Annotated in this window: 26 protein-coding genes; 7 read left to right on the top strand and 19 right to left on the bottom strand. The window is 71.2% G+C overall.

Translation table 11 applies throughout. The features are described from left to right. Positions 1 to 27: 27 nt before the first annotated feature. Both rsfS and nadD read right to left on the bottom strand, forming a co-directional pair. On the bottom strand, positions 28 to 426 hold the full coding sequence (gene rsfS / locus AC0VYD_RS07180; RefSeq protein WP_191272958.1) for a ribosome silencing factor: 399 nt from the start codon (positions 424 to 426) through the stop codon (positions 28 to 30). Positions 427 to 496: 70 nt separating this feature from the next. Next, positions 497 to 1,150: a nicotinate-nucleotide adenylyltransferase gene (gene nadD, locus AC0VYD_RS07175; protein ID WP_473036031.1), complete on the bottom strand. Its 654-nt coding sequence runs from the start codon at positions 1,148 to 1,150 to the stop codon at positions 497 to 499. A gap of 254 nt (positions 1,151 to 1,404) precedes the next feature. Here nadD and AC0VYD_RS07170 point away from each other — a divergent pair, with 254 nt between their 5' ends. Then, complete coding sequence (locus tag AC0VYD_RS07170; protein ID WP_475479153.1) at positions 1,405 to 2,493, top strand: M48 family metallopeptidase; 1,089 nt, start codon at positions 1,405 to 1,407, stop codon at positions 2,491 to 2,493. A 106-nt stretch (positions 2,494 to 2,599) separates the two neighbouring features. On the opposite strand, the gene AC0VYD_RS07165 is transcribed toward AC0VYD_RS07170, so the two are convergent. The 5 genes from AC0VYD_RS07165 to AC0VYD_RS07145 all read right to left on the bottom strand — a co-directional run bounded on the left by AC0VYD_RS07165 (position 2,600) and on the right by AC0VYD_RS07145 (position 8,021). Next, on the bottom strand, positions 2,600 to 3,322 hold the full coding sequence (locus tag AC0VYD_RS07165) for an alpha/beta hydrolase family protein (RefSeq protein ID WP_475479152.1): 723 nt from the start codon (positions 3,320 to 3,322) through the stop codon (positions 2,600 to 2,602). Between the two features lie 196 nt (positions 3,323 to 3,518). After that, positions 3,519 to 4,283, bottom strand: a complete 765-nt coding sequence (locus AC0VYD_RS07160; protein WP_475479151.1) for an SDR family NAD(P)-dependent oxidoreductase — start codon at positions 4,281 to 4,283, stop codon at positions 3,519 to 3,521. A gap of 215 nt (positions 4,284 to 4,498) precedes the next feature. Beyond that, positions 4,499 to 5,470 carry a hypothetical protein gene (locus AC0VYD_RS07155; protein WP_475479150.1) on the bottom strand — a complete coding sequence of 324 codons (972 nt, stop codon included), beginning with the start codon at positions 5,468 to 5,470 and terminating at the stop codon, positions 4,499 to 4,501. A gap of 278 nt (positions 5,471 to 5,748) precedes the next feature. Next, positions 5,749 to 7,023, bottom strand: a complete 1,275-nt coding sequence (locus tag AC0VYD_RS07150; RefSeq protein ID WP_475479149.1) for a glutamate-5-semialdehyde dehydrogenase — start codon at positions 7,021 to 7,023, stop codon at positions 5,749 to 5,751. Positions 7,024 to 7,193: 170 nt separating this feature from the next. Beyond that, entirely contained in the window at positions 7,194 to 8,021 is an 828-nt protein-coding gene (locus AC0VYD_RS07145; protein WP_475479148.1) for a helix-turn-helix transcriptional regulator, read from the bottom strand. Between the two features lie 123 nt (positions 8,022 to 8,144). Here AC0VYD_RS07145 and AC0VYD_RS07140 point away from each other — a divergent pair, with 123 nt between their 5' ends. Next, positions 8,145 to 9,200 carry an aldo/keto reductase gene (locus AC0VYD_RS07140; RefSeq protein ID WP_475479147.1) on the top strand — a complete coding sequence of 352 codons (1,056 nt, stop codon included), beginning with the start codon at positions 8,145 to 8,147 and terminating at the stop codon, positions 9,198 to 9,200. On the opposite strand, the gene AC0VYD_RS07135 is transcribed toward AC0VYD_RS07140, so the two are convergent. Together AC0VYD_RS07135 and AC0VYD_RS07130 are read right to left on the bottom strand one after the other, a co-directional pair. Then, positions 9,185 to 9,640: a type II toxin-antitoxin system PemK/MazF family toxin gene (locus AC0VYD_RS07135; RefSeq protein ID WP_475479146.1), complete on the bottom strand. Its 456-nt coding sequence runs from the start codon at positions 9,638 to 9,640 to the stop codon at positions 9,185 to 9,187. The two genes, AC0VYD_RS07140 and AC0VYD_RS07135, sit on opposite strands and share 16 nt — an antisense overlap. Positions 9,641 to 9,700: 60 nt before the next feature. Then, a complete protein-coding gene (locus AC0VYD_RS07130; protein ID WP_475479145.1) occupies positions 9,701 to 10,255 on the bottom strand; it encodes a TetR/AcrR family transcriptional regulator in 555 nt (184 codons plus the stop codon). Positions 10,256 to 10,325: 70 nt separating this feature from the next. On the opposite strand from AC0VYD_RS07130, the gene AC0VYD_RS07125 reads away from it, so the two are divergent. Genes AC0VYD_RS07125 through AC0VYD_RS07110 form a run of 4 tightly spaced genes read left to right on the top strand, consistent with a single transcriptional unit; the run spans position 10,326 to position 14,267 of the window. Then, complete coding sequence (locus AC0VYD_RS07125) at positions 10,326 to 11,582, top strand: acyl-CoA dehydrogenase family protein (protein ID WP_475479144.1); 1,257 nt, start codon at positions 10,326 to 10,328, stop codon at positions 11,580 to 11,582. Further along, positions 11,579 to 12,415 (top strand): SDR family NAD(P)-dependent oxidoreductase, encoded by an 837-nt coding sequence (locus AC0VYD_RS07120; protein WP_475479143.1) that lies wholly within the window; start codon positions 11,579 to 11,581, stop codon positions 12,413 to 12,415. The genes AC0VYD_RS07125 and AC0VYD_RS07120 overlap by 4 nt, the downstream gene beginning before the upstream one ends. Continuing rightward, complete coding sequence (locus AC0VYD_RS07115) at positions 12,412 to 13,161, top strand: SDR family oxidoreductase (RefSeq protein WP_475479142.1); 750 nt, start codon at positions 12,412 to 12,414, stop codon at positions 13,159 to 13,161. The genes AC0VYD_RS07120 and AC0VYD_RS07115 overlap by 4 nt, the downstream gene beginning before the upstream one ends. Then, a complete protein-coding gene (locus tag AC0VYD_RS07110; protein WP_475479141.1) occupies positions 13,158 to 14,267 on the top strand; it encodes a phosphotransferase family protein in 1,110 nt (369 codons plus the stop codon). The genes AC0VYD_RS07115 and AC0VYD_RS07110 overlap by 4 nt, the downstream gene beginning before the upstream one ends. Before the next feature lie 36 nt (positions 14,268 to 14,303). On the opposite strand, the gene AC0VYD_RS07105 is transcribed toward AC0VYD_RS07110, so the two are convergent. From AC0VYD_RS07105 to AC0VYD_RS07095, 3 genes are all read right to left on the bottom strand, one after another. Further along, positions 14,304 to 15,188, bottom strand: coding sequence for an alpha/beta hydrolase fold domain-containing protein (locus AC0VYD_RS07105; RefSeq protein ID WP_475479140.1), 885 nt, complete (start codon positions 15,186 to 15,188; stop codon positions 14,304 to 14,306). A gap of 91 nt (positions 15,189 to 15,279) precedes the next feature. Next, a complete protein-coding gene (locus tag AC0VYD_RS07100; protein ID WP_191272932.1) occupies positions 15,280 to 15,459 on the bottom strand; it encodes a DUF397 domain-containing protein in 180 nt (59 codons plus the stop codon). A gap of 2 nt (positions 15,460 to 15,461) precedes the next feature. Beyond that, on the bottom strand, positions 15,462 to 16,124 hold the full coding sequence (locus tag AC0VYD_RS07095) for a DUF5753 domain-containing protein (protein ID WP_475480210.1): 663 nt from the start codon (positions 16,122 to 16,124) through the stop codon (positions 15,462 to 15,464). Positions 16,125 to 16,139: 15 nt separating this feature from the next. On the opposite strand from AC0VYD_RS07095, the gene AC0VYD_RS07090 reads away from it, so the two are divergent. Beyond that, positions 16,140 to 16,505, top strand: a complete 366-nt coding sequence (locus AC0VYD_RS07090; protein ID WP_475479139.1) for a DUF4276 family protein — start codon at positions 16,140 to 16,142, stop codon at positions 16,503 to 16,505. Positions 16,506 to 16,514: 9 nt separating this feature from the next. Here the strand turns inward: AC0VYD_RS07090 and proB are convergent, their stop codons facing one another. The 7 genes from proB to AC0VYD_RS07055 form a co-directional block, all read right to left on the bottom strand. Then, entirely contained in the window at positions 16,515 to 17,678 is a 1,164-nt protein-coding gene (gene proB, locus AC0VYD_RS07085; protein WP_475480209.1) for a glutamate 5-kinase, read from the bottom strand. Positions 17,679 to 17,777: 99 nt separating this feature from the next. After that, positions 17,778 to 19,142 carry a GTPase ObgE gene (obgE, locus tag AC0VYD_RS07080; RefSeq protein WP_191272928.1) on the bottom strand — a complete coding sequence of 455 codons (1,365 nt, stop codon included), beginning with the start codon at positions 19,140 to 19,142 and terminating at the stop codon, positions 17,778 to 17,780. A gap of 130 nt (positions 19,143 to 19,272) precedes the next feature. Beyond that, on the bottom strand, positions 19,273 to 19,533 hold the full coding sequence (rpmA, locus tag AC0VYD_RS07075; RefSeq protein WP_191272926.1) for a 50S ribosomal protein L27: 261 nt from the start codon (positions 19,531 to 19,533) through the stop codon (positions 19,273 to 19,275). A gap of 13 nt (positions 19,534 to 19,546) precedes the next feature. Next, the gene (gene rplU / locus AC0VYD_RS07070) at positions 19,547 to 19,858 is read right to left on the bottom strand and encodes a 50S ribosomal protein L21 (RefSeq protein WP_191273694.1); all 312 of its coding nucleotides are present in this window, start codon (positions 19,856 to 19,858) and stop codon (positions 19,547 to 19,549) included. Between the two features lie 279 nt (positions 19,859 to 20,137). Further along, positions 20,138 to 23,272: an Rne/Rng family ribonuclease gene (locus AC0VYD_RS07065; protein ID WP_475479138.1), complete on the bottom strand. Its 3,135-nt coding sequence runs from the start codon at positions 23,270 to 23,272 to the stop codon at positions 20,138 to 20,140. A gap of 158 nt (positions 23,273 to 23,430) precedes the next feature. Then, entirely contained in the window at positions 23,431 to 24,213 is a 783-nt protein-coding gene (locus tag AC0VYD_RS07060; RefSeq protein ID WP_475479137.1) for a TIGR03936 family radical SAM-associated protein, read from the bottom strand. Between the two features lie 658 nt (positions 24,214 to 24,871). Continuing rightward, positions 24,872 to 26,812 carry a TIGR03960 family B12-binding radical SAM protein gene (locus tag AC0VYD_RS07055; protein WP_475479136.1) on the bottom strand — a complete coding sequence of 647 codons (1,941 nt, stop codon included), beginning with the start codon at positions 26,810 to 26,812 and terminating at the stop codon, positions 24,872 to 24,874. Positions 26,813 to 26,838: the final 26 nt, after the last annotated feature.

The raw sequence follows: 26,838 nt of genomic DNA, 5'->3' as shown, positions 1-26,838 counted from the left end.
TCTGCGACCTGGACGGCCGCGCGGAGGTTACTGCTCGTCCAGCGGGGTGCGTTCGGCACCGCGGGCGCCTTCGGGGAGCTCGATCTCCGGGCAGTCCTTCCAGAGGCGTTCGAGGCCGTAGTAGCCCCGCTCCTCCTCGTGCTGGATGTGGACGACGATGTCGGCGTAGTCCAGGAGGACCCAGCGGCCGTCGCGTTCGCCCTCGCGGCGGACGGGCTTGGCACCGGACTTGATGCGCAGCTGGTCCTCGACCTCGTCGACGATGGCGCGGACCTGGCGGTCGTTGGGCGCCGAGCACAGCACGAAGGCCTCGGTGATGACGAGCTGGTCGCTGACGTCGTAGGCGATGATCTCCTGGGCGAGCTTGTCGGAGGCGGCCTCTGCGGCGACCTTGACGAGTTCCACGGCCCTGTCGGTGGCTGTCACGTTGTGCTTGCTGCCTTACTTGTTCGGTGTTCGGCTGGTGCCGCGCGGACCGGGTGGTGCGCGGCGCGGTTCAGGACTCCAGGTAGAGCCCGGTCTTGTTGATGTAGCGGACGATACCGTCGGGCACGAGGTACCAGATGGGTTCGCCCTTGCGGACGCGTTCGCGGCACTCGGATGAGGAGATGGCGAGCGCGGGGACCTCCACCAGGGAGACCTTGCCTTCGGGCAGGCCGGTGTCGCTGAGGTGGTGGCCGGGCCGGTTACAGCCTACGAAATGTGCGAGGTCGAAGAGTTCGTCAACGTTGTGCCAGCTCAGAATGGCGCCGAGGGCGTCGGCTCCGGTGATGAAGTACAGGTCCACCTCGGGGCCGTAGGTGGCGCGCATCTGGCGGAGGGTGTCGAGGGTGTAGGTGGGCCCGGAGCGGTCGATCTCGATGCGGTCGACCCTGAACTGGGGGTTCTCGGCGGTGGCGATGACCGTCATGAGGTAGCGGTCCTCCGAGGGGGTGACCTTGTCGAGGTCCTTCTGCCAGGGCTGGCCGGTGGGGACGAAGACGACCTCGTCGAGACCGAAGAGGTGTGCGACCTCACTGGCGGCGACGAGGTGTCCGTGGTGGACGGGGTCGAAGGTGCCGCCCATGATGCCGACCTTGGTCGGCGCGGAACCGTCTCGTCGCGCGGGGGAACTCCCCCCGTGGGAGACGCCGGTGGCCTGCTGTGTCACTGTGCGCTCCGTTTCGCAGTGGCGCTGCCGTGTTGCCGGTTTCGGCCAACCGAGGGTAGCCGACCCCGGGCACCGTCGGCGGTGCGCGGGTCCGCCCGCCGCGGGGCCGCGGGCGTGTCACTCCCTGGAACTGGTCAAACAAGGACCGTGTCGCGTTGCTTCCCCCGGTGCTTCGTGAAACACCGGCGAATCACGTCATATCTCGTTCGCCGCAAACCGTGGCCAAGCGGCAACGCGGCGCATAGCATGCCGATATGGCCAACTCACCAGACCGCGTACGTGTCCGGCTCACAGACATCTCCCCTCGTGCCTACGAGCACCCCGCGGACCGTGGCGCCCTGGTGGCGCTGCGTTCGCTGACGGGGTTCGACACCCTCGTCAAGTCCCTGTTCGGTCGGATCAACGAGCGCTCGCTGCGCCTGATGTTCCTCTCCAGCGCCGTGCGGGTGAGCCCCACGCAGTTCCCGGAGCTGCACGACTACCTCCGCGACGCCGCCTACGTCCTGGACCTGGACGAGGTGCCCGAGCTCTACGTCAAGATGGACCCCCAGCCCAACGCCATGGCGATCGGCCGCAAGAAGCCGTTCATCGTCATGACGACCGGCCTGTTCGACCTGTTCAACGCCGAGGAGAAGCGTTTCGTCATCGGCCACGAGGTCGGTCACGTGCTGAGCGGCCACGCTGTGTACCGCACCATTCTCCTCCTGCTGGTGTGGCTGTCCACCAAGATCATGTGGATCCCGCTCGGGGCCATAGCCATCCAGGCGATCCTCGCGGGGCTGCGCGAGTGGCAGCGCAAGTCGGAGCTCTCCAGCGACCGCGCCGGTCTGCTTACCTGTCAGAACCCCGAGGCCGCCAAGCGCGCCCTGATGAAGCTGGCCGGTGGCTCGAACCTGTCCCAGATGAACCCCGACGCGTTCATGGAACAGGCCCGGGAGTACGAGAGCGGCGGTGACGCCGTGGACAGCGTCCTCAAGCTGATGACCACCGTTCCGCAGAGCCACCCGTTCGCGGTGGTCCGGGTGGCCGAGCTGCACCGGTGGGTCGAGAGCGGCGACTACCGGCGGATCGTCGACGGCGAGTACCCGCGCCGTGCCACGGACGGGGACGCCAGTGTCTCCGAGGAGACCGCCAACGCGGCCAGGTCCTACCGGGAGGGGTGGAACCGCAGCTCGGATCCGCTGGTCAAGACCCTCCGGGACGTGGCGGGCGGCGCCGGGCGCGCCGGGGGCCAGTTCTTCGACACGGTGGCCGACCGTTGGCGGGGAGGCCAGGGCGGCGGCACCGCAAGCGACCGGAACGGCGAAGGCGGCGACGGCAGCGGTGGCGGCAACAGCAACTGACCCGCCCGGCCCGGCACGGGAGCAGGACCGGGGCTGAGGGAAACGATTCCGGTCGGATCTTCGGGGGCGGTGTACGGACGGCCGGTCCGTCCCCGGTTCCGCCGGGTCAGCCCCAGCCGGTCGCGAGTGTCTCGCGCACCGCGCGCCAGGCGGTGTGTGCGGGGTCGATGACGGCGAAGTGGTCGGCCCCGGGGACCTCCCGGTACTGGACGGGGTCGCCCGCGACCCGGGCGGCGGCCGCGTAGTCGCGGCTGTGCCCGACCGGGACGCGCTGGTCGTCGGCGCCGTGCACCAGCAGTTGGGGCACACCGAACGGCAGCCGGTGCAGCGGAGAGGACTCGGCGTACAGCTCCGGTGAGGGGTCGGGGCCCAGGAACGGGCCGACCGCCCCCTCCCCCAGCCCGGCCTCGGCACAGCGGCGCAGGTCGGTGATGGGGGCGAGCGGGACCACGGAGGTGACCGGGGAGTGCGCGGCGGTCAGCAGGGCGAGGTGGCCTCCGGCGGAGTGGCCGACCGAGACCACGCGCGAGGTGTCGAGGCGTTCGTCCCGGGCCGCGGTGGCGGTGAGCAGGTCCAGGGCGCGGGCGACGTCGTCGCGGGTCTGCGGCCAACCCCCACCGTCCGCCCCGGTCCGCCGGTACTCGACGTTCCACACAGCCCAGCCGGCGGCGGACAGGTCACGGGCGAGCGGGTCCATCAGGCGGGCGTCGTGCAGGTCCCGCCACCAGCCGCCGTGCAGGAGGACGGCGACGGGGGCGGGGGCGTCGGCCCCCTGCGGCGCCCAGCGGTGGACGATCTGGCTGGGGTGCTCACCGTAGGCGGTTGCCACCGTGCTCTCCCTGGGTCGGGGTGGGTCGGGACGCCGCCGGTGCCGGGCGGCGTCTGTCTCGCTGGAGGAAACCGGCGGCCCCGGAGTTCGGGGCGTTGAGCCGGCAGTTCCGGGGCCGCGGCGACCGCACCGGCCTCCCGGTACGGGGCGAAACGGCGCCGCTGTCCGGTCGGGTGCGGGCACGCCCGGGTCGGGCTCACCGCTGGGTACCGCCTCCGTCGATGGTCAGGGACTGTCCGTTGACCGCTCGGGCCAGGGGGCTGGCCAGGTAGGAGATCGCGGCGGCCACCTCCTCGGGCTCGATGAGTCGGCCCAGCGGGCTGGTCCTGGCCAGTGCGGCCTCGGCCTGTTCGGGCCCGCGACCGGTGCGTTGGGCGATACGCGACACCGACCGCTCCGTCAGGGGGGTGCGGACGAACGCGGGACACACGGTGTTGCTGGTGACGCCGGTGCCCACGACCTCGGCGGCCACGGAGCGGGCCAGGCCGAGCATCGCGTGTTTGGACGCGGTGTAGGCGGCGGTGTAACGGAAGCCGGTGTGCGCGGCGGTGGAGGCGACGAAGACCACGCGCCCCTCGTCGCGTTCGAGCATGCCCGGCAGGAGGGCCCTGGTCAGCAGGAACGCGGATGTGGTGTTGGTGCTCAGGTGGCGTTCCCACAGTTCGAGGCTGGTGCCGGCCAGGGGCGCGCTCTGCGCCGTCCCCGCGTTGTTGACCAGTACCGAGATCTCGCCCAGCTCGTCCGCCAGTGCCTGGACCGCACTCTCGTCGGTGAGGTCGCAGACCCGGGAGGTGACGTTGAGCCCGTGGGCGCGGGCTCTGCGTTCCAGGGCGGCGAGCCGCCCGGAGTCCCTCCCGAGGGCGATCACCTCGTCCCCCTCCTTCGCCAGGGTGAACACGGTGGCCCTGCCGATACCGCTGGAACCACCGGAGACCACGACACGCCGTTCGGAGTCAGCCATGCCCGGAACGTATCACCGGTCCATGACCGTCGTCACCGCCACGACGTACGTACGGGGCGGACGGGGCGAGCGGGGTTCACGTGGAGGTTCGGAATTTCCGCGGGTCTTCCGGGCGCCCACACGCACAGCGCCGACGGCGCGGGGCCGTCGGCGCTGTGTGGTGCCGGGAGGGCGGCCGTCCCCTGCCGGGTCGTGCCGCTCGACCGTGAGGGGCCCTAGAAGGCGGGGCCGGCCTCCATGGCCTCCTCGACCGTCTCGGAGCGCATCTCCTCGACCGTCTCCTCCAGCTCGGCCTCGTGCTCCTCGAACTCGGCGGTCACCTCGGCGGCCATCGTGCGCATGGCCACCTCCTCGGTGATGATGCCGCCGCGGACGCGGTTGTTGTCCCCGACCTGCGCGGTCGGGCTGTTCTGGGCGGTGGTCAGGTCGCCGCCGACGATGTTGTTGTCGATGTAGACGCCGCCGGAGACACCGGTGGCGGACAGGTCGCCGTCGACGTAGTTGACGGAGGAGCAGAAGCCGTCCTGCTCACCCGCGCCGACCGCGACCGGGCCGCTGGTGTCGGCGTAGGTCGCGTTGCCCAGGACCTCGCTGTCGCACAGGATGGCGCCGGAGGAGGTGCCGGAGACCGACAGGTCGCCGCGTACCACGCTGTCGAAGACGTCGGCGTACTCCGTGCCGTCGGCGGACACACCGCCGAGGCGGGCGCCGGAGACGTAGAGTTCGCCCACCTGGGCGTCGATGGAGGAGGCGGAGGCGTCGACCACGAAGACGAAGCCGTCGTTGGCGGCCCCCTCGGCGGCCGTGGCGCTCAGGCCGGCGACCGAGGTGCCCTCCTCCAGGTAGGTCCCGTAGGAGCCGGAGTTGACCACGTCGCCCTCGACGGAGGTGTCGGAGGCGTCGAAGTAACCGTTGCTGGAGACGGTGACCTCTCCGTCGATCTGGCCACCGAGAACGTGCAGGTTGGCGTCGCCCTCGACGGTGACGTCCCCCTGGATGACGGTGCCGTCCAGGAAACAGCTCGCGCCGGCCGGGACCTTCAGGTCCGTGGGCAGGGTGACCGCGCCGCCGTGTCCGGAGCACACGGTGACCAGATCTGCCTGGGCGGGTGCGGCCATGAGGGTGACGCCGCCGATGGCCAGGGCAGCTGTGGCGGTGGACGCCGCGATCTTACTCCCGAGCTTCATGCGGGGGATTTCCTTTCGTCGTGACCGGTGGGGGGCCGACGCTCTGGTGGGGGTGCGGTGAGAGCGCCTTGTGACACCACAGTGAAAGTACCGAGAGGCGAGCGCTTTGGGAATACTTGTCCGGAGAAGATTCGCTTCTGTCCAGGTTTCCAGAAGGAAAACGGTCGTTGTGGCACAAGCTACCCCTGGGGCACGGGATCACCTCCGGGGTGGGCGGAAACGACAACGGCCGCCCGGTTCTCCGGGCGGCCGTTCAAGGCCGAAGCAACGGCGGTTGATTACCTCAGGTGACCGTCCCCGGTGACCACGTACTTGGTGGACGTCATTTCGGTGAGCCCCATCGGCCCTCTGGCGTGCAGCTTCTGGGTGGAAATACCGATTTCCGCACCGAAACCGAACTCGCCACCATCGGTGAAACGGGTGGAGGCGTTCACCATCACCGCCGCCGAGTCCACCCGGGAGACGAAGTACCGGGAGGTGCTGAGCGAGTCGGTGATGATCGCCTCGGTGTGCTGGGTGGAGTACTTCCTGATGTGCGCGAGTGCGGCGTCCACGTCCGGCACCACCCGCACGGCCAGGTCCATGGACAGGTACTCGGTCGCCCAGTCCTCCTCGGTGGCCTCGACCACGGTGGCACCACTCGGGTGCGCGGCGGCGGCCTCCAGGACGCGGGGATCGCCGTGCACGGTCACCCCGGCCTCGGCGAGGGAGGACAGCACCCGGGGCAGGAAGGCCTCGGCCACGGCCTCGTGCACCAGGAGGGTCTCGGCGGAGTTGCACACCGAGCAGCGCTGGGCCTTGGCGTTGGTCGCGATGGCCACGGCCTTGTCCAGGTCGGCGTCGGCGTCCACGTACACGTGGCACAGGCCCTCGCCGGTCTCGATGACCGGGACGGTGGAGTCGCGGACCACGGCCTGGATGAGCGAGCCGCCGCCGCGCGGGATGAGCACGTCCACGAGTCCGCGGGCCCGCATCAGCGCGTTGGAGGACTCCCGGGTGCGCCCCGGGACCATCTGGACGGCGTCGACCGGGACCCCGGTTCCGGCCAGGGCGTCGCGGAGCACCCCGATGATGGCGGTGTTGGAGCTGTAGGCCGAGGAGGAGCCGCGCAGCAGGGCGGCGTTGCCGCTCTTGAGGCACAGGGCCGCGGCGTCCGCGGTGACGTTGGGACGGCCCTCGTAGATGATGCCGACGACCCCGAGCGGGACCCGGATCTGGCGCAGGTCGAGGCCGTTGGGCAGGATTCCGCCGCGCACGGACTCACCGACCGGGTCCGGAAGCTCGACGATCTCGCGCACGGCGTCGGCGATGGCCTCGATCCGCTGCGGGTCGAGGGTGAGCCGGTCGACCATGGCCGGGCCGGTACCGGCCTCCCGGGCCCGCCGGACGTCCTCGGCGTTGGCGGCGGTGATCTCGTCCGCCCGCTTGACCAGGGCGTCCGCCATGGCCAGCAGGGCCTCGTCCTTCACCGCACGGCTGAGCGGGGCGAGGTCGGCCGCCGCGTCCCTGGCACGTTCGGCTACCGCGTGGACCTCGCGCTCGATGTCACTCATGGGGTTCTTCCTTACTCGGAGGCCGCCCGACCCGGTGGGCCCTGCCGCGTCGAAGGGCGCCGGGTCAGGTGGGTCACCCACAGCGTATAGCGCGCCGCCGCCGGACACACGGAGTTATCCACAGTGTGGGACGCCCGGCCCCTTCCGGGCCCGCCCCGGGCCGTGGCCGGTCAGCCGGACTCGGCCCGGAGCTTGGCCAACGCCCGGTCGGACCCGCTCCCCGGATCGGCGGTGTGGAAGACCAGGACCTGATCGGGGTCGTCGGGCAGGCGCAGGGTCTCGTAGGCGAGGTCGAGGTCCCCGACCGCGGGGTGGCGCAGCCGGTAGCGGCCACGGGTCTTGTCGCGCACCCCGTGGGCGCCCCAGTGGCGCCGGAACTCGGGGCTGCGCTCGGCCAGCTCGGCGAGGAGGGCCTCCGTCACCGGGTCGCCCGGATGGCGCCCGGCGTCCAGGCGCAGGTAGGCCACCAGGTCCTCGGCCTTGCGGTTCCGGTCCCGGTAGACCCTCCCGTAGTCCTCGTCGAGGAACAGCAGGCGAGCCAGGTTGCGGTGGTTCGAAGGCAACGCGTCGAAGTCCGTGAACAGGGCACCGGCGAGGCGGTTCCAGGCCAGAACGTCGGTGCGGCGGCCCACCACGTAGGCGGGCACCCCCTCGGCGGCCGCCAACAGCCGGACCAGGCCCGGGCGGACCTGCTGTCCCGCGCCCCCACCACGGCCGGCCTCCGGGACGGCGAGGTTGTACAGGTGCTCGCGTTCGCTCGGGTCGAGGCGGAGAACACGGGCGACCGCGTCGAGCACCTCCGGGGAGAAACGCAGGGAACGGCCCTGTTCGAGGCGCACGTAGTGGTCGACGCTGAGGCCCGCGACCTGGGCGAGTTCCTCCCGGCGCAGGCCGGGGACCCTCCTTCGGCCCCCGTAGTCGCGCAGGCCCACGTCCTCCGGGCTCAGGCGGGCCCGGCGGGAGCGCAGGAAGTCGGAGAGTTCGGATCGTCTGTCCACGTTCCCAGTATCACGGGCCGGGCCCGGCCCGTGGTGGTCGCCGCGCGACCAGGATCGGCCCGCACTGGCACCGGCCCCCGGCCGGAACGAACCTGGACTCAGTCGACAAGGACGGAGCGTTCGATGACGCTGGCCACACGCACCCTCGCCGGGCTGGAGATCTCCACCGTGGGATTCGGCGCCTGGGCGATCAGCGGCACCGGGTGGAAGTTCGCCTGGGGGCCGCAGGACGACCTGGAGTCGATCGCCGCCATTCGGCACGCGGTCGAGTCCGGGGTGAACTGGATCGACACCGCGCCGGTCTACGGCCTGGGCCACTCCGAGGAGGTCGTGGGCGCCGCTCTGCGCGCCCTCCCCGAGGCCGACCGGCCCTTCGTGTTCACCAAGGCCGGGCTGGTCTGGGACGACGCGGACCCCCTCGCCCCGCCACGCAAGATCCTCAGCCCCGAGAGCGTCCGCCGCGAGCTGGAGGACTCGCTGCGCCGCCTCGGGGTGGAGCGAATCGACCTGTACCAGGCGCACTGGCCCGGCGACGGCCTCCCCCTCGACTTCGAGACACCGCCGGGCACACCCTCACCGGACGCCGTACCGCTGGCCGAGTACTGGGCGACCTTCGCCGAACTGCGGCAGGAGGGCAAGGTCGGCGCGATAGCGCTGTCCAACCACGGCGCTGACCGGTTGGCCGAGGCCGACACGATCGCGCACGTGGACGCGATCCAACCCCAGTTCTCCCTGCTGTCCCGCGGGGCCGCCCCCGACCTGGCCTGGGCGGCGCGCAACGGCAGTGGAGCGATCGTTTACCAGCCCATGCACTCGGGCCTGCTCAGCGGGGAGTTCTCCGCCGACCGGGTGGCCGCCCTGCCGGACACCGACTGGCGCAGGACCGCCCCGGACTTCACCACCGGCCTGGAGAGGAACCTGTCCGTGGCACGCGCCCTCGAACCCGTGGCCGAGCGGCACGGGGTGCCGGTCGCCGCCGTCGCCGTGGCCTGGACCCTGGCCTGGAAGGGTGTGACCGGGGCGATCGTGGGTGCGCGTCGGCCCGAGCAGGTCGACGGGTGGCTGCCCGCCGCCTCCCTGGAACTCACCGGGGAGGACCTGGACGAGATCGCCGCGGCCCTCACCCGTACGGGGGCGGGTGAGGGCCCGGTGCATCCGCGGGGTCAGCGCCAGCCGTAGCGCTCACGCAGGACCGCGGCGATCCTCCAGAACAGCTCCTCGTCCATGACCGCGGCCTCGCGTCGGACGGCCGACTCGTCGAGCTCGAAGAGCCGGTCCACCCGAACGTAGGAGTCGCGGCCCTCCCGGTCCCAGGCGCCCGCGCCGATCGGCAGCCAGTCCTGGTGCTCGTGTTCGCCGGGGGTCCGCGAGGAGAGCATGAGGCCGTGCAGGCGGTCGCCCCTGCGGCCCACCACCAGGAGGGGGCGGTCCTTGCCCCGGGCGGCGTCCTCCTCGTAGGGCACCCAGGTCCACACGATCTCGCCCGCGTCGGCGAGCCCGTCCCGCTCCGGCGCGTACACGAGTTCCGTGGCGTTGCGCCCGGTGGGGACCTCGCGGACCGCGCCCTCGTGGGGGTGGTGCTGGCCGGGGTTGCTGTGCTGCGTCGTCTGTTGGCTCACGAGCGCATCCTAGAACGCTCCGCGTCCCCGCGGGGGCGACTCCCCGGGACCGGCCCGGGGTCAGCCGAGGTCGAGCAGTGCCCTCAGGGCCCGGACGCAGTGGTCCGCCTCCGCCGCCGGGTCCGTGGCCCGCTCCGCGGCGGGGACGGCCGTCCACTGGAGGGCGCGCGCCTCCACGTAGGCGGTCCAGGCGCGGGCGACCGGGCCCGAGGACCCGGTGAGGCCGAGCAGGGCGCACACACGGGTACCCATGGAATCCCGCAGGTCCTCCACCAGCCCGCCGTCCAGGGTCACCGGCCCCCCGCCGAACACCAGAGCCAGGTAGGACTCCCGCCGCCGGTCCACCTGCTCGTGGTAGCGCTCGACGAACTGGGCGACCGCGTCCCAGCCGGTCAGCCCCTCGTCGGGGGCGGTGTTGCGCACCACCCGGCGCCCGGCGGCCGCCACGACCGCCTCGTGGAAGGCGGTCTTGTTCGGGAAGTAGTGGAACAGCAGCCCCCGGGAGATCCCGGCCTCCCGGGCGACCTCGTCGACCGCCACTTCCTGGATGGGCCGTTCCACCAGCATTCTCAGGCCGATCCCGACCAGTTGGCGCCTGCGTTCGTCCTGGGTCATCCGCGTCCGGCGCGGCGCTCCTCCACTCACACTATTGAGCATTGCTCAATAAGGACGTAGTGTCAACGGCATGGACTTCGCACCATCTCCCCGCGCCGCCGACCTGATCGAGCGGGTCCGCGCCTTCATGGAGACCGAGATCGACCCCGTCGAGGAGGCCTACCACCGCGACCTGGCCGCCCTCAGGGCCGACGGCGACCCCTGGCAGCCCCTCCCCGTCATCGAGGAGCTCCGCACCAGGGCCCGCGCCCAGGGCCTGTGGAACCTCTTCCTGCCCGCCGGGCACGAGGGCCCCTACGCCGAACGCTTCGGCACCCTCGGCGGGGCCGGGCTCAGCAACACCGACTACGCCCCCGTCGCCGAGCTCACCGGCCGCTCACACCTGGCCCCGGCGGTGTTCAACTGCGACGCCCCCGACACCGGCAACATGGAGGTGCTCCTGCGCTACGGCTCCGAACAGCAGAAGGAGCAGTGGCTGGAGCCGCTCCTGGACGCGCGCGTGCGCAGCGCGTTCTGCATGACCGAACCCGGCGTCGCCTCCTCCGACGCCACCAACATGGAGCTGCGCGCCGAGGTCGTGGGCGAGGAGGTCGTGGTCAACGGCCGCAAGTGGTGGGCAACCGGCATCGGCCACCCCGACTGCGAGATGCTCATCGTGATGGGCCTCACCGACCCCGGGGCCGACCGCCACCACCGGCACACCATGGTCATCGTCCCCCGCAGCGCCCCCGGTGTGCGGGTCGAACGCCAACTGGACACCATGGGCTTCCAGGACGAGCCCGGCGGCCACGGCGAGGTCACCTTCACCGACGTCCGGGTGCCCCTGGCCAACGTCATCGCCGGCCCCGGCCGCGCCTTCGAGATCGCCCAGGGCCGTCTGGGCCCGGGCCGCGTCCACCACTGCATGCGCCTGATCGGCCTGGCCGAGAGGGCCCTCGAACTGGCCTGCCAGCGCGGCCTGTCCCGGACCGCCTTCGGCAAGCCGATCGCCAACCTCGGCGGCAACCGCGAGCGGATCGCCGACGCCCGCATCGCCATCGACTCCACACGCCTGCTGGTACTCAACGCGGCCTGGAAACTCGACCAGGGCGGCCCCGGCAACGCCCTCAGCGAGGTCAGCCAGATCAAGGTGGCCGTACCGAACATGGCCCAGCAGGTCATCGACTTCGCCATCCAGCTGCACGGCGGGGCGGGTATGTCCAACGACTTCCCGCTCGCCGGAGCCTGGACCAGCGCTCGGGCCCTGCGCCTGGCCGACGGGCCCGACGAGGTCCACCGCGGGGTCGTCGCCCGGCTCGAACTCATGAAGCACGGAGCCAGGAGATGACCCGCCCCAGCGGCACCGGCCGCCGCGTCCTGGTCACCGGCGGCGCCTCCGGCCTGGGCGCCGCCCTCGTCCGGGCCCTCGCCGCACGCGGTGACCGGGTGATCGCCACCGACCTGGCCGAACACGCCCCCGGCACCCTCCCCGAGGGCGTCGGGTACCTGCGCCTGGACGTGACCCGTGACGAGGACTGGGCCACCGCACTCGACCGCGTCGAACACACCTGGGGCGGCCTGGACGTCCTGGTCAACAACGCCGGGGTGGCGGCGGGCGGACGGATCGACGTCCTCACCGTCGAGGACTGGCGCTGGATCACCGAGATCAACCTGTTCGGCGTGGTCCGCGGCTGCCGCACCTTCACCCCGCTGTTCAAACGGCAGGGCTCGGGGCACATCGTCAACACGGCCTCGGCCGCCGGGCTCGTCCATCCTCCGGTGATGAGCTCCTACAACGCGGTCAAGGCCGCGGTGGTGGCGCTCAGCGAAACCCTCACCCACGAACTGGGCCCCTACGGCATCACCACCTCGGTGGTGTGCCCGACGTTCTTCCGCACCAACCTCGCCTCCTCCCTCAGCGGTCGGGACCCCGAGGTGGAGGCCTTCGCCGCACGGCTGATCAACAGGTCGAAGCTGACCGCGGACGACATCGCCGCCGAGGTGCTGAAGGGCGTCGACCGGGGCAGGCCGGTCGTCCTCACCGACCGGGCGGGACGCCTCGCGCTGCGCACCAAGCGCCTGATGCGCCCCCTGTACGACCGCACGATGCGCCGGATGGCCGAAGGCGTCCGCCGCCGTGTCGAGCGGGACCAGAAGAACACCACGGAGAAGCAGTCATGAGCAAGGGAACGATCATCGTCACCGGGGCCTCCGCGGGCCTGGGGGCCGAGATGGCACGGCAGTTCGCCGCCCTCGGCTACGACCTGGGCCTGTGCGCCCGGCGCACGGAGAGGATGGCCGCGCTGAAGGACGAGATCAGCGCCGCCCACCCCGAGCGCCGGGTGGTGCTCAGGGCCCTGGACGTCACCGACGACGAGGCCGTCTTCCGGGTCTTCGGGGAGCTCGCCGCCGAGTTCGGCTCCGTGGACCGGGTCGTCGTCAACGCGGGGCTGGGCAAGGGCGCCGCACTCGGCAAGGGCCGTTTCGACGCCAACCGGCAGACCGCCATGACCAACTTCGTGGGCGCCCTCGCCCAGTCCGAGGCGGCCATGGAGATCTTCCGCGAGCAGGGCCGCGGCCACCTGGTGATGGTCTCCTCGATGTCGGCCCTGCGCGGCATGCGCAAGGCCATGACCGTCTACGCCGCGACCAAGGCGGGGGTGGCCGCCATCGCCGAGGGGCTGCGCTCCGAACGCGTCCCCGGCCTGGACGTGTCCGTGATCTACCCGGGCTACATCCGCTCGGAGATGAACGAGCACGTCGCCCAGAAGACCCGGTTCATGGTGGACACCGAGACCGGCGTGCGCGCCATGGTCGCCGCCATCGAGAAGCGCCGGGTGAGGGCCTACGTCCCGGCCTGGCCCTGGGCGCCGATCGGCTTCCTGATGAAGCGCCTGCCGCTGTCCGTGGTCAGGAAGCTGGCATGAGCGGATCCCCCGGCACCGGTTCCCCCGACGGCCGTGTCGCGGGCGCGCGCGAGGTGCGTGCGGAGGACGCCTTCGACGCAGCCGCCGTGGCCGACTGGCTGCGCGGGCAGGCCGAGGACACCGCCGGGCTGGAGGGCGTCCCCGAGGTACGCCAGTTCTCCGGCGGCGCCTCCAACCTCACCTACCTGCTGCGCTACCCGGAGCACGACCTCATCCTGCGCCGCCCGCCCGCCGGGAGGAAGGCCAGGAGCGCCCACGACATGGAGCGCGAGTACCGGGTCCAGTCCCGGCTGGCCCCGGTCTTCCCGTACGTCCCGGAGATGGTGGCGTTCTGCGGGGACGAGTCGGTGATCGGCTCGGAGTTCTACGTGATGGAGCGCCTCACCGGGCCGATCCCCCGCAAGGAGCTCCCCCGCGGGGTCGACCTGTCCCCTGAGGAGGTCCGGAAGCTGTGCGTGAACGTGCTGGACCTGCTCGTGGACCTGCACGCGGTGGACACCGGGGCCGCGGGCCTGGACGGGTTCGGCCGCGGTGAGGGATACGTGGCACGCCAGGTGGCCGGATGGACCAGGCGGTACCGGGCCGCCAGGACCTGGAACGTGGGGTCGTTCGGGAGGGTGACGGACTGGCTGGACGCCAACCAGCCCCCGGACCGCCGGACCTGCCTCATTCACAACGACTTCCGGTTCGACAACGTCGTCCTGGACGCCGGGGACCCCACCCGCCCGGTCGGTCTGCTGGACTGGGAGATGGCCACCCTGGGCGACCCGCTGATGGACCTGGGAGGGGCGTTGGCGTACTGGGTGGAGGCCGATGACGACCCGCTGTTCCGGCTGTTCCGCCGCCAGCCCACCCACCTGGACGGGATGCTGACCAGAGCCGAGGCCCTGGCGTACTACCTGAGGCGCTCGGGGATCTCGCTCACCGACCGGGAGTGGGCGTTCTACGAGGTGTTCGGGCTGTTCCGGCTCGCGGTGATCTGCCAGCAGATCTACTACCGGTACCACCACCGGCAGACCACCAACCCGGCCTTCCGGTTCTTCTGGCTGGCCTGCCGGCTGTTGGAGCGGCGCTGCGGGAAGATCATCCGCGCCGTCGAACGCTGACTCCGCCTCCCCGGGCGCGGCCGGTGCCCGGGGGGCTCACAGCTCCTGGACGGTCCGCAGGATCTCGGCGCGCGCCCGGCTGCCCTCGGGGACGGGGACCAGGGGGTAGACGTGGAAGGCGCCCTCCTCCTCGCTCAGGTTCACCGCGCCCCCGACCTCGGCCACCAGGTCCCGCAGGCGTCGGGTGTCGGGCAGGAAGACGTCGTGCGTACCGATGTAGAGGTCCATCGGCGGCAGGCCCGCCAGCTCCCCGTTGACCGGGCTCAGTCTGGGCAGGGACAGGTCGTCGCCGCCCGCCCAGGAGCGTGCGGCCTCCAGCAGGCCCACCGGGCTCAGCCAGGGGTCGACCGGGTCGACCTGTGAGATGTCGGGGTTGGACATGGTCAGGTCCACCCAGGGGGAGACCAGGACGAGCCGTGCGGGCCCGGGCAGGCCCGCCCCGGGCAGGGTCTGCGCCAGGGCGAGGGCGAGCCCGGCCCCGGCCGAGTCACCGGCGAACACGGTCCGCCCCGGGTCGACGCGCCCCAGCAGCTCCCGGTACACGGCCTGCAGGAAACCGAAGGCCTCCCGGTAGGTGTGCTCGGGCGCCAGCCCGTAGAGCGGCACCTCCACTCGGCACCCCGTGTCGGCCATCCGGGAGATCAGCACCCAGTGCCAGGGCGAGATCTCGCTGACGTAGGTCCCGCCGTGCACGTACAGCACGGCCCTGTCGCAGGCGCCGCCCCGGGGCTCGACCGTGTACACGCCGAACCCCCCGGTCCTGCGCTCGGTGACCTCGTGGCGCAGCGCCACCCACCTGGGCGGGGCCGGATCGTCCTTGGGCTCGTAGAGCCACTCCCGGGCGCCCTCCACGGACGCCATGGGACGTTTGCGCACCACCCGGAGGGCCAGGGAGAGCACTCGCGCCACCAGACTCGTCACACCATCGCCCCCTCGTCCGGAAGTCCTCCCACGGACCCTTTCACGGACCGACGACAGCCCGCCGTGGAGAGCCGGTGTGGCGCGGGGTGTTTCAGCCCCGCGGAAGCGAAGCGGCACGGGCGAAGGCGACCCACTCGGCCGCGCCGACCGGCAGGTAACCGGCGTCGGGGTTCTGCGAATCGCGAACGGCCGCCCCGGTGGGCAGGTCGGCCACCTCCACGCAGTTGTCACCACCGGACGAGTACGAGGACTTACGGAACTCCAGCAGCATGGTCAGGCCTTCTTGTCGTGCTCGGCGGTAATGGAACCGATGAGGTCGAGGGAACCCTGCGGATCCAGCGCCAGGTTCTGTACGGCGTCGAAGACCAGCGTATGCCTATCGAAATAGGCCGGGTCCTCCACGTAGAGGGCTTCCACGACGGTGGGGATGGAGACGATGCCCGGTTCCGGGCGAGGGAAGTCGAACAGCGTGAAGGCACCGTCAACGGCGGGGTGGGCTCCGGCCTCATCGGGCAGTACCAGCACGGTCACCGTGTAGTGCGCGGCCATCCCGACCAGAAAGCGCAACTGCTCGGCCATCACCGCGTGCGAACCGACGGCCTTCCGCAGTGCGGGCTCGTCGATGACCGCGGTCAGCAGTGGCCCGTTCGGGGCGTCGAGCACCCCTCGTCGCGCCATACGAGAAGCGACCTTGCGCTCGATCTGCTCGGGAGGGATCACCCGCCCGGCCCTGAAGATGGCCTCGGCGTAGTCCGGCGTCTGCAGTACCCCAGGAATGAGGACCGTCTCATACGTCCTGATCCGAACGGCTTCCGCCTCCAGGTCAGGTAGGGGTCCGGTGAAAAGATCGGCGTATTCGTGCCAGTCGCTACGCCCGCACGCCTCCTCCTCATGACACCCCGGGCATGAGCACGCGGCTTCAGAGATATCGCTTATAGCGACGTCATTCACGTGGAGAAGACCCTGAACGAGCATGTGGGAGACCTGCGTTTTCTTCCGCACCTCGTTCTCCACGAAGCCGAGGCATGGGTTCTCGCCTGCCCTGAGGCTTTGGAAATCGTTACCGGGAAATCCGGCCTGGCAGCAGACGTGAACAACCTGACGCGCACGGCGGGCGGACCGGAACAGGTCAACGACGGCTACGACACGGCGCCTGCCAGACGCTTGGCAAAACTCTACCCGGGTTATCGCAAAACCACGGACGGCCCGGAGGCCATCCATCTGACTGGTCTCGACGAAATCCGTCGTCAGCGCCCGCACGCGGACGCGTGGTTCCGGACCCTGGAGGAGCACCTCGGAACCGGGCGGACCCGCTGAGGACAGGGGTCACAGCACCACGAGGTCGTCGCGGTGGACCAGTTCCCGTTCGTAGGAGGGCCCCATCTCGCGGGCCAGCCAGCGGGTGGAACGCCCCATCAGGTCGGGGACCTCGGCGGCGTCGTAGTTGACCAGGCCCCGGGCGACCACCACGCCCTCCTCGTCACGCAGGTCCACCGGATCCCCCGCGCTGAACTCGCCCCGCACCCTGATCACCCCGGCGGGCAGCAGCGACGCCTTCTCGGTGACCACCGCGTTGACCGCGCCCGGGTCCAGGACGAGGCTGCCCCGCCCCGCGGTGGCGTGCGCCAGCCACAGCTGGCGGGCGGAGGGGCGGCGGCCGTCGGCGGGGGCGAAGAACGTGCCCACCCGGTCCCCGGCCAGCGCGGCGCGGGCGTTGGCGGCCGAGGTCAGCACGGTGTGCACGCCCGCCTCGGTGGCGATGCGCGCCGAGTCCACCTTGGTGACCATGCCCCCGGTCCCCACACCGCGTTTGCCCGTGCTGCCGATGTCGATGCCGTCCAGGTCGGTCCGGCCGCGCACCAGGTGCACCACCGAGGTGCCCGGATCGGCCGGGTTGCCGTCGTAGAGGGCGTCCACGTCCGAGAGCAGCACGAGGGCGTCGGCGCGCATCAGGTGCGCCACCAGCGCGGCCAGGCGGTCGTTGTCACCGAACCGGATCTCGTGGGTGGCGACGGTGTCGTTCTCGTTGACGATCGGCAGGGCGCCGATGTCCAACAGGCGGCGCAGGGTGCGCTGGGCGTTGCGGTGCTGCACCCGGCGCATCATGTCCTCGACGGTGAGCAGGACCTGGGCGGCGGTCAGCCCGTGCCCGGCCAGTTCGGCCGCGTAGGAGGACACCAGCAGCCCCTGGCCGACGCTGGCCGCGGCCTGCTGGGAGGCGAGGTCGTGCGGGCGGCGTGTCATCCCCAGCGGCGACATCCCGGCGGCCACCGCGCCGGAGGAGACCAGGATCACCTCCTGGCCGACGGCTCGGCGGGCGGCCAGCACCTCGACCAGGTCGCGGATCCGGCCCGAGTCGATCAGACCGTCCGGGGTCGTCAGTGAGGAGGACCCCACCTTGACCACGACCCTGCGGGCCTCGGCGACCGCCGCGCGACCGGCCAGCTCCAGGGGGTCGATGTGCTGCTTCTCAATGTCTGCGCTGTGCACCACGAGGGGCTTTCCATCCGTGGCACGGCGCCCGCTCGGGGCGCCGTGCGCGTACCTGTGTGGGTCCGGCTGGTGTGGAGCTGCGGGTCCCCGCGCGGGTCAGCCCAGCCGGGCGTCGGTTCCGCGCGGGCCGGACGGGACGGCCTCGGCGTCCATGGAGTTGTCCCAGTCGAAGACCACCGAGTCCTCCTCGGTGCCGATGTGCACCTCGGCGCCCTGGGTGGCACCGGCCTTGGCCAGTGCCTCCTCGATGCCGAGGCGGTTCAGGCGCTCGGCGAGGTAGCCGACGGCCTCGTCGTTGGAGAAGTCGGTCTGGCGGACCCAACGGGCGGGCTTGTCGCCGCGCACCTGGAAGGCGTTGTCGCCGAGCGGCACGACCTCGAAGGGGGTGTCCCCGATCATCTTGGGCCGGATCACGATACGGGTGGGCTCGGCGGCCGGGGCGGCCGCGCGGGCGGCGGAGACCTGCTCGCCCAGGGCGAAGGAGAGTTCGCGCAGGCCCTCGCGGGAGGCAGCGGAGACCTCCATCACCCGGTAGCCGCGCTCCTGGAGCATGGGGGTGACCATGTCGGCGAGCTCGCGGGCGTCGGGCACGTCCACCTTGTTCAGGGCGACGATGCGCGGACGGTCGGACAGGTCGACCCCGGCCTGTTCCCCGTAGGCGGCCAGTTCGGCCTCCAGGGCGTCCAGGTCGCTGACCGGGTCGCGGCCCGGTTCGTAGGTGGCGCAGTCCAGCACGTGCAGGAGGGTGGAGCAGCGCTCGATGTGGCGCAGGAACTCCAGCCCCAGACCCTTGCCCGCGCTCGCGCCCGGGATCAGGCCGGGGACGTCGGCGATGACGTACTGGGTGGCGCCCGCCTCCACCACTCCCAGGTTCGGGACCAGGGTGGTGAACGGGTAGTCGGCGATCTTGGGCCGGGCCGCGGACATCGCGGCGATCAGCGACGACTTTCCGGCGCTGGGGAAACCCACCAGGCCGACGTCGGCGATGGTCTTCATCTCCAGGCGCACGTCGAAGGCCTCGCCCTCCTCGCCCTTGAGGGCGAAGCCGGGGGCCTTGCGTTTCTTGGAGGCCAGTGCGGCGTTGCCCAGGCCGCCGCTGCCGCCCTGGGCCAGCACCAGGCGGGTTCCGTGGCCGACCAGGTCGGCGATGACCTCACCGTCGTCCCTGGTGACCACGGTGCCGTCGGGCACGGTCAGCACCAGGTCCCGGCCGTTGGCCCCGGCCCGGTGGCCGCCCTGCCCGGGGGTGCCGTTCGGGGCGTTGCGGTGCGGGCGCCGCTGGTAGTCGAGCAGCGTCGCGGACTGGGTGTCGACCTCCAGGACGACGTCGCCGCCGCGGCCGCCGTTGCCGCCGTCCGGCCCGCCCAGCGGTTTGAACTTCTCCCGGTGCACGGAGGCGCAACCATGCCCGCCGTTCCCGGCCTTGACGTGCAAGACCGCCTCGTCGACGAAGTCAGGCATAGTTCTCCCCGTTGCTCAAGGCCCCCACCGCGCGGCGGGGACCGGTACTGCACGCGTGTCACCTGTGACAACGCGAGGGGCGGGCCAGTGTTCCCTGGCCCGCCCCCGAAAAACGCTGTTACGGCGCAGCCTACTCGGCGGCGACCGGAACGATGTTGACGGCCTTGCGGCCGCGGAAGCTGCCGAACTTGACCTCGCCCTCGACCAGCGCGAACAGCGTGTCGTCGCCACCACGGCCGACGTTGGCGCCGGGGTGGAACTTGGTGCCGCGCTGACGGATCAGGATCTCACCGGCCGAAACGGACTGACCGCCGAAACGCTTCACGCCGAGGCGCTTGGCGTTCGAGTCACGACCGTTACGGCTGGACGAAGCGCCCTTCTTATGTGCCATTTCTCCAGGCCTCCTACTTCGCCGCGATACCGGTGACGCGCACCTGGGTGTGCTTCTGGCGGTGCCCCTGGCGCTTCTTGTAACCGGTCTTGTTCTTGTACTTCATGATGTTGATCTTGGGGCCCTTGGTCTCGCCGAGGACCTCGGCGGTGACCGTGTAGCCGCTCAGCTTGCTGGCCTCGCTGATGACGTTGTCACCGTCGACCACAAGGATGGGCTGCCACGTGAGGGTGGCGCCGGTCTCGTCGGAGACCCTGTCGATGTTCAGGACGTCATCGACAGACACCTTCTCCTGTCGGCCGCCCGCTCGCACGATCGCGTACACCGGGGAACTCTCTTCCTGCTCGCTCAACGAATAATGCGCTCACTCATGACCGTGATGCCACGATCCACGAATCGCCTGTAGCGGGGCGCGGGGATCTGAGGGAAACAAACCCACCTTGGTGGAGAGCACTGCGGTCTCGGGGCGCGCGAACATTTGGGGCGCGCCGACGCACCGTCCATCAGATTACCATCGACCCGACACAGGACCGCACACATGCCCCGGTCCGGACCCGTTCGTTACGGGGTCCGGACCGGGCTGCTGTCCCGCCTCTACCGCCGGTCAGCCGGCGTCGACAGCGGTGGAACCACCGGTCGGTGAGGTCACCGCCGTCTTGGTCCGCCGCGTACGGCGGCGCTTGGGCCGCTCGGTGGCGCCGTCGGCGTCACCGTCGGCGGGTGCCTCTGCGGCGTCGGTGTCCGAGGCCTGCTCGGCACCGCTCGCCTGCGCCTGCACACCCTCACCGCTGTCGGCCGTCGCGGCCTTGCGGGTGCTGGTGCGCCTGCGGGTCCTCTTGGCCGGGGCGGGCTCCTCGGCCGCAGGGGCCTCGGGCTGCTCCGGGGTCTGCTCCTCCTGCCGCGGCGCGGACTCCTCCGCCTCCGGGGCGGGCTCGGCGGCCTTCTTCGCGCGGGAGGAGCGCTTGCGCGTCTTCTTCACGGGAGCGGCCTGCTCCGCCTCGGGGGCCCCGGCGGGCTCGCTCCCCGCCGTGTCGGCCTCAGCGGGCTCGGACTCGGCGGCGGGCTCGGGGGCCGCCGCGGCCTTGCGGCTGCGGCTCTTCCTGGTGCCCTTCTCCGGCTTGTCGGCCCTGCCCGCCCTGTCGGCGGTCCGCTCGCCCTGGTCGGCGCTCTCGTCGCCGTCCACGGGCTTGTCCGCGGCCTCCTTCTCCTTCTTCTCGGCCTTCTCCTGCTTGTCGGCCCTGTCACCGGAGGGCTCGGCGTCGGCCTTGCCCTTCTTCTTCTTGCGACCGCCGTTGCCGCCACCCTTGCCCTCCGCCGGGTCGACGGAGAGGATCAGGCCGCGGCCGCTGCAGTGGTCGCAGGTGTGCGAGAAGGCTTCGAGCAGGCCCTGACCGACCCGCTTGCGGGTCATCTGGACCAGGCCGAGCGAGGTGACCTCGGCCACCTGGTGCTTGGTCCGGTCCCGGGAGAGGCATTCGAGCATCCGGCGCAGCACCAGGTCCCGGTTGGACTCCAGCACCATGTCGATGAAGTCGATGACGATGATGCCGCCGATGTCGCGCAGGCGGAGCTGGCGGACGATCTCCTCGGCCGCCTCGAGGTTGTTCTTGGTGACCGTCTCCTCGAGGTTGCCGCCCTGTCCGGTGAACTTGCCGGTGTTGACGTCGACCACGGTCATGGCCTCGGTGCGGTCGATGACCAGCGAACCGCCGCTGGGCAGCCACACCTTGCGCTCGAGGGCCTTGTTGATCTGCTCGTCGATCCGGTAGGCGGAGAAGACGTCGCGGTCCTCGTCCCAGTGCGAGAGCCGCTCGGCGAGGTTGGGAGCCACGTAGTCCACGTACTCGTGGACGGTGGTCCAGGCCTCGTCACCGGAGACCACCAGACTGGAGAAGTCCTCGTTGAAGACGTCGCGCACGACGCGCACCGTCAGGTCGGGCTCGCTGTTGAGCAGGGCGGGGGCGTTGGCCGACTTCGACTTGCGCTTGATCGAGTCCCACTGCTTGGCCAGACGCATGATGTCGCGCTCCAGCTCCTCCTCGCTGGCCCCCTCGGCGGCCGTGCGCACGATCACACCGGCGCCGGAGGGCATCACCTTCTTGAGGATCTGCTTGAGGCGCGCGCGCTCCTTGTCGGGGAGCTTGCGGCTGATACCGGTCATCGAACCGGCGGGCACGTACACCAGGTAACGGCCGGGCAGGCTGATCTGGCTGGTCAGACGGGCACCCTTGTGCCCGACCGGGTCCTTGGTGACCTGCACCAGGACCGACTGGCCGGACTTGAGCACCGACTCGATGCGCTTGGGCTGGCCGTCCAGGCCGAAGGAGTCCCAGTTGACCTCGCCCGCGTACAGCACGGCGTTGCGGCCCTTGCCGATGTCGACGAAGGCCGCCTCCATCGACGGCAGCACGTTCTGCACCCGGCCCAGGTACACGTTGCCCACGTAGGAGCGGTGCGTGGCCCGGTCGACGTAGTGCTCGACCAGGACGTCGTCCTCCAGGACGGCGATCTGGGTGCGGTCTCCGGTCCGGCGGACGACCAGGTCGCGCTTGACCGCCTCGCGGCGGGCCAGGAACTCCGACTCGGTAACGATGGGCGCCCGGCGGCGGCCCTGCTCGCGCCCCTCGCGGCGGCGCTGCTTCTTGGCCTCCAGACGCGTGGATCCGCGGACCGCCTGGACCTCGTCCTCGATGGGCCGTTCCTGGCGCGGCTCGCGCACCTTGACCACGGTGTTGGGCGGGTCGTCGTTGGTGGTGTCGCCACCCGAGCCCGACCGGCGGCGGCGACGGCGGCGACGGCGGCTGCCGCGCTCGTCGTCGGCGGAGTCGTCGCCGGACTCGCCTCCCGCGGAGCCGTGCTCCTCGGCGGCGGGCCGGTCGTCCTGCCTCCGCTCCTTGTCCTTGGCACTGGTCTGTGCGGGGGCGGGGTCGCTCTGGCCGTTCTCGTTCTCGTCGTCCTCGGCACCGCGGGAGCGTCCGCGGCCGCGTCCGCCGCGGCGGCGGCGACGACGGCTGGGGCGCTCGTCCGAACCCGTCTCCTCGGCGGGGCTCTCGGCGGTCTCCTCCTCCGCCTCGTCCGGGGTCTCGGCCTCGGACTCGACCTGCTGGTCCTTCCTGGACCGGGTCGGGGCGGGGGCGCTGGCGACCGGGGGCTGGAAGAGCATGCCGCCGGGCGGCTGGAAGACGCTGCCGCCGGACTCGGAGCCCTCCTCGTCCTCCCCGGCCTCCTGCTCGGTCACCGGAGCGGGCGCCTGGGGCGCCTTGGCGGCGCGGGTGCGCGTCCTGCCGCGGGCACGGCTCCTGGTTCCGGTGCCCTCCTCGGGTCCGTCACCGGGCTCCTCGGCCCCTGCCGGTTCGGTGGTGGCCCCCTCCGTTTCCCGCACGGTTTCCTGCGCGGCGGCCCGGGTGCGGCTGCGGCGCGGAGGGGCCGCGGGCGCGTCTTCGGGACGGCCGGCGGCTCGGACCGTGCGCCTGCGCGAGCTGGCGGTGGACACCGAGGTCTTGACCGTGCCGCCCTCACCGGAGCCGGCCAGGGTGGTGACCGGCATGGTGGGAGCGGAGAAGACGTCGTCGGGCTCGGGGGGTGGCCCTGCCGCGCGGCGAGCGCCCTTGGCGGGCGCGGGTGTGGTCACCCGTACCCCGCCGTCCCCCGGAGGGGGCGTCGCCGCCCTGTTCTCGGTTGTTTCGGTTGTACCCTCGGTGCCTTCTTCGGCACCGCTGTTGGGCTCGTTGTCGAGCATCCGGGCGGTCTCCCGTCAAAGCCCTCGGGCGCGCCGCGACCTCTCGGTCGGCGGCGCGGCTCACGAAAGCTGTCGTCGCTGTGTCGGCGCCGGAGACACCGAGGTGCCTCCGGGGCAAAGTCCTGTGGTTTCGCCCATGTTCCCCGCGTTGGGGCCGCTCATTGCGACGGCCCCGTCATGGGCGATGACGGCCGTGGTGCGCGGGTGCGTCGATCGTTCGTCTGGTCGTGCGCGGAACCGTTGCTCCCTGTGGCGGGAACTCCGGTTCGGTCCGCGTCGAACGGATCGGCGATCGCACCTGTCGCCTCGTCCAGTGGCCCCTGCGCCAGCCTGGTCATCTTCGGTGATGACGGCGGCGCGAGGTCGGCCAGTTGGCGAAGGCCGGTCAGCACGTCGTCTGGTCGTACAGCAGGTGTCGTGTGCCGTATGACCATTTGAAGTATGGCATATGTCGCGTGTCGGTCCTCTGGGGCGCGCCCGTGGGAACCGCTACACACTTCGATGCCGAGGACAGCCGGGCGGGTGTCGAAGCGGCGTCGGCCCTTCTTCGTCATCCGTTCCACCTCGACACTCTCGGCGGCCAGATAGGTGGCCACCGCCTCGGCGGCGTCGTCGGGGTCGACGTCCGCCATCTCCACCCGCCATAGGGAGGCCTGGAGCCGGTCGGCCAGGCCCTGGGTGCGGGCCTCGACGACCTCGACCACGTCGACGCCGTCGGGCATGGCCGCGTCGATCGCGTCCCTGACCTGTTCGGGCCTGCGGTCCTGGGCCAGGGTGAGCTCAAGATACTCCGCCTCGCTGGCGACCCCGGTCGGGGCCGCACCGGTGTAGGAGATCTTGGGGTGTGGTGAGAAGCCAGCGGAGAACGCCACGGGTACCGAGGCCCTACGCAGGGCTCTCTCCAGTGCCCGGGCGATGTCGCGATGGCTCGCGAAGCGCATGCGTCCGCGCTTGGCATAGCGGACGCGGAGCCGTTGGCCGGGTTTGGCGGTGGAGGGTGAGGTGGTGCCCTCGTGTGCGGGGGGCAGCTCAACTCCTTTCCTCAGTGCCCCCTGGGTCCGGGCCGGTCGTGGCGGCCCGCAGGGGCTGTTCCTCGTCCTGTTCAGCGTACGGTGCGCCGCGGTGCACATGCGCCAACAGGACCACGCATACCGGTATCTCCCCCGATGACCTGCGATCGAAAAGTCCCGCCCGGATCCGGGCGGATACCGAACCGGCATTCACCACCAGAACACGGGGTTCCGGAAAAAAAATCCAAAGAAAATCCCGAATCCATGGCAACCCCCCGCGCACCCCGCGAGTCTTACTTCACGTACGGCCCGGCGCGAGCGGGGCGCCGGGCCGTACACCTTCCTCTCCGTAGGACACCGCGCCCCCACTCCCCCACTGAGGGTCGAGGCAGGCGCCGCAGAGCGTCCGGCGCGCGAATCCTACTCCCCTCCAGGACACACTGTTTGCCCGGTTTCACCGTGCGCGTTCGCGGACCGGCCCGTGCGCACGGAGATCCTCTGGTCCGCACCGCCTCCGTCGTCCCCGCCCCGCACGCGAACGGGCGCGCGGGCCGAAGCCCCGCGCGCCCGTCGGCGCCGCCAGGGTCCCTCAGAGCACCGTCAGCGGCAGCATCGGCCGTCCCTGCGCCTGGTCGTCGTTGATCTGGATCTCCGTGCCCATGGAGGGGCACACACCGCAGTCGTAACAGGGGTTCCAACGGCAGTCGTCGACTTCCAGGGACTCCTCACCGTGCAGGGAGTCCTGCCAGTCCTGCCATAGCCAGGAGCGGTCCAGCCCGGCGTCCAGGTGGTCCCAGGGCAGGACCTCGTCCTCGTCGCGCTCGCGTGTGGTGAACCAGTCCACGTCCACTCCGGTTCCGGCCAGGCCGGCCTCGGCCGCCGCCATCCAGCGGTCGTAGGAGAAGTGCTCGCTCCAGCCGTCGAACCGGCCCCCCGCACGCCACATCTCCTCCACGATCCGGCCGACCCGCCGGTCACCGCGGGACAGCAGTCCCTCCACGATGGAGGGACGGCCCTCGTGGTAGCGCAGGCCGATGGACTTGCCGTACCTGCGGTCGCCGCGGAGCCGGTCGCGCAGCTTGCGCAGGCGGGCGTCCACGTCCTCGTGCGAGGTCTGCGCCGCCCACTGGAAGGGGGTCTGCGGTTTGGGGACGAAACCGCCGATGGAGACCGTGCAGCGGATGTCCTTGCGGCCGGTCACCTCGCGGCCGGTCCGGATCACCTCGGTGGCCAGGTCGGCGATGGCCAGGACGTCCTCGTCCTCCTCGGTGGGCAGACCGCACATGAAGTACAGCTTCACCTGGCGCCAACCCGCCGCGTAGGCGGCGGTGACGGTGCGGATGAGGTCCTCCTCGGTGACCATCTTGTTGATCACCCGGCGCATCCGCTCGCTGCCGCCCTCGGGGGCGAAGGTCAGACCCGAACGACGGCCGTTACGGGTCAGTTCGTTGGCCAGGTCGATGTTGAAGGCGTCCACCCGGGTGGAGGGCAGGGACAGGCCGGTGTTGGTGCCCTCGTAGTGGTCGGCGAGGTTCTTGGCGATACCGCCGATCTCGCTGTGGTCGGCGCTGGACAGCGAGAGCAGGCCCACCTCCTGGAAACCGGAGGCCTTCACCCCCTCCTCCACCATCTTCTGGACGGTCTGCTGGTTGCGCTCGCGCACCGGCCGGGTGATCATCCCGGCCTGGCAGAACCGGCAGCCGCGGGTGCAGCCCCGGAAGATCTCCACGCTGTAGCGCTCGTGCACGGACTCGGCCGTGGGCACGATCGGCTTCTTCGGGTACGGCCACTGGTCCAGGTCCATCACGGTGTGCTTGAGCACCGTGTTCGGCACCCCCGGACGGTTCGGCGTGTACGCGGCGATCCTGCCGTCCTCGTGGTAGCTCACGTCGTAGAAGCGGGGCACGTACACACCGCCGGTGGCGGCCAGACGCAGCAGCAGGCCGTCGCGCCCTCCGGGCTCCCCCTCCTCCTTGAACTCGCGGATGATCTCGGTGATGGCGAGGGTGATCTCCTCACCGTCACCGAGGACCACGGCGTCCAGGAAGTCGGCGATGGGCTCCGGGTTGAAGGCCGAGTGCCCGCCGGCGAGGACGATCGGGTCCTGGCCGGTCCGGTCGGCGGAGCGGCGCGGGATCCCGGCCAGGTCCAGCGCGGTGAGCATGTTGGTGTAGCCCATCTCGCTGGCGAAGCTCAGCCCGAGCACGTCGAAGGCGCGGACCGGCCGGTGGGAGTCGACGGTGAAGTGCGGGAGGCCGTGCTCGCGCATCAGCTTCTCCATGTCCGGCCAGACCGCGTAGGCGCGTTCGGCCAGGACCCCCTCGCGTTCGTTGAGGACCTCGTAGAGGATCTGCACACCCTGGTTGGGCACGCCCACCTCGTAGGCGTCCGGGTACATGAGCGCCCAGCGCACCTGCGTTTCGTCCCAGTCCTTGACCACGGAGTTGAGCTCACCGCCCACGTACTGGATCGGCTTGCTCACCTGGGAAAGCAGGGCTTCGAGGCGCGGGAAGAGGCTTTCGACGGACATGGTGCGGGCCTTCGATCGGCGGACAT

Source organism: Nocardiopsis sp. iso_40 (genome assembly GCF_056173285.1).
The sequence above is the reverse complement of the archived record's forward strand: the minus strand, read 5'-3'. Positions and strand labels throughout refer to the sequence as shown.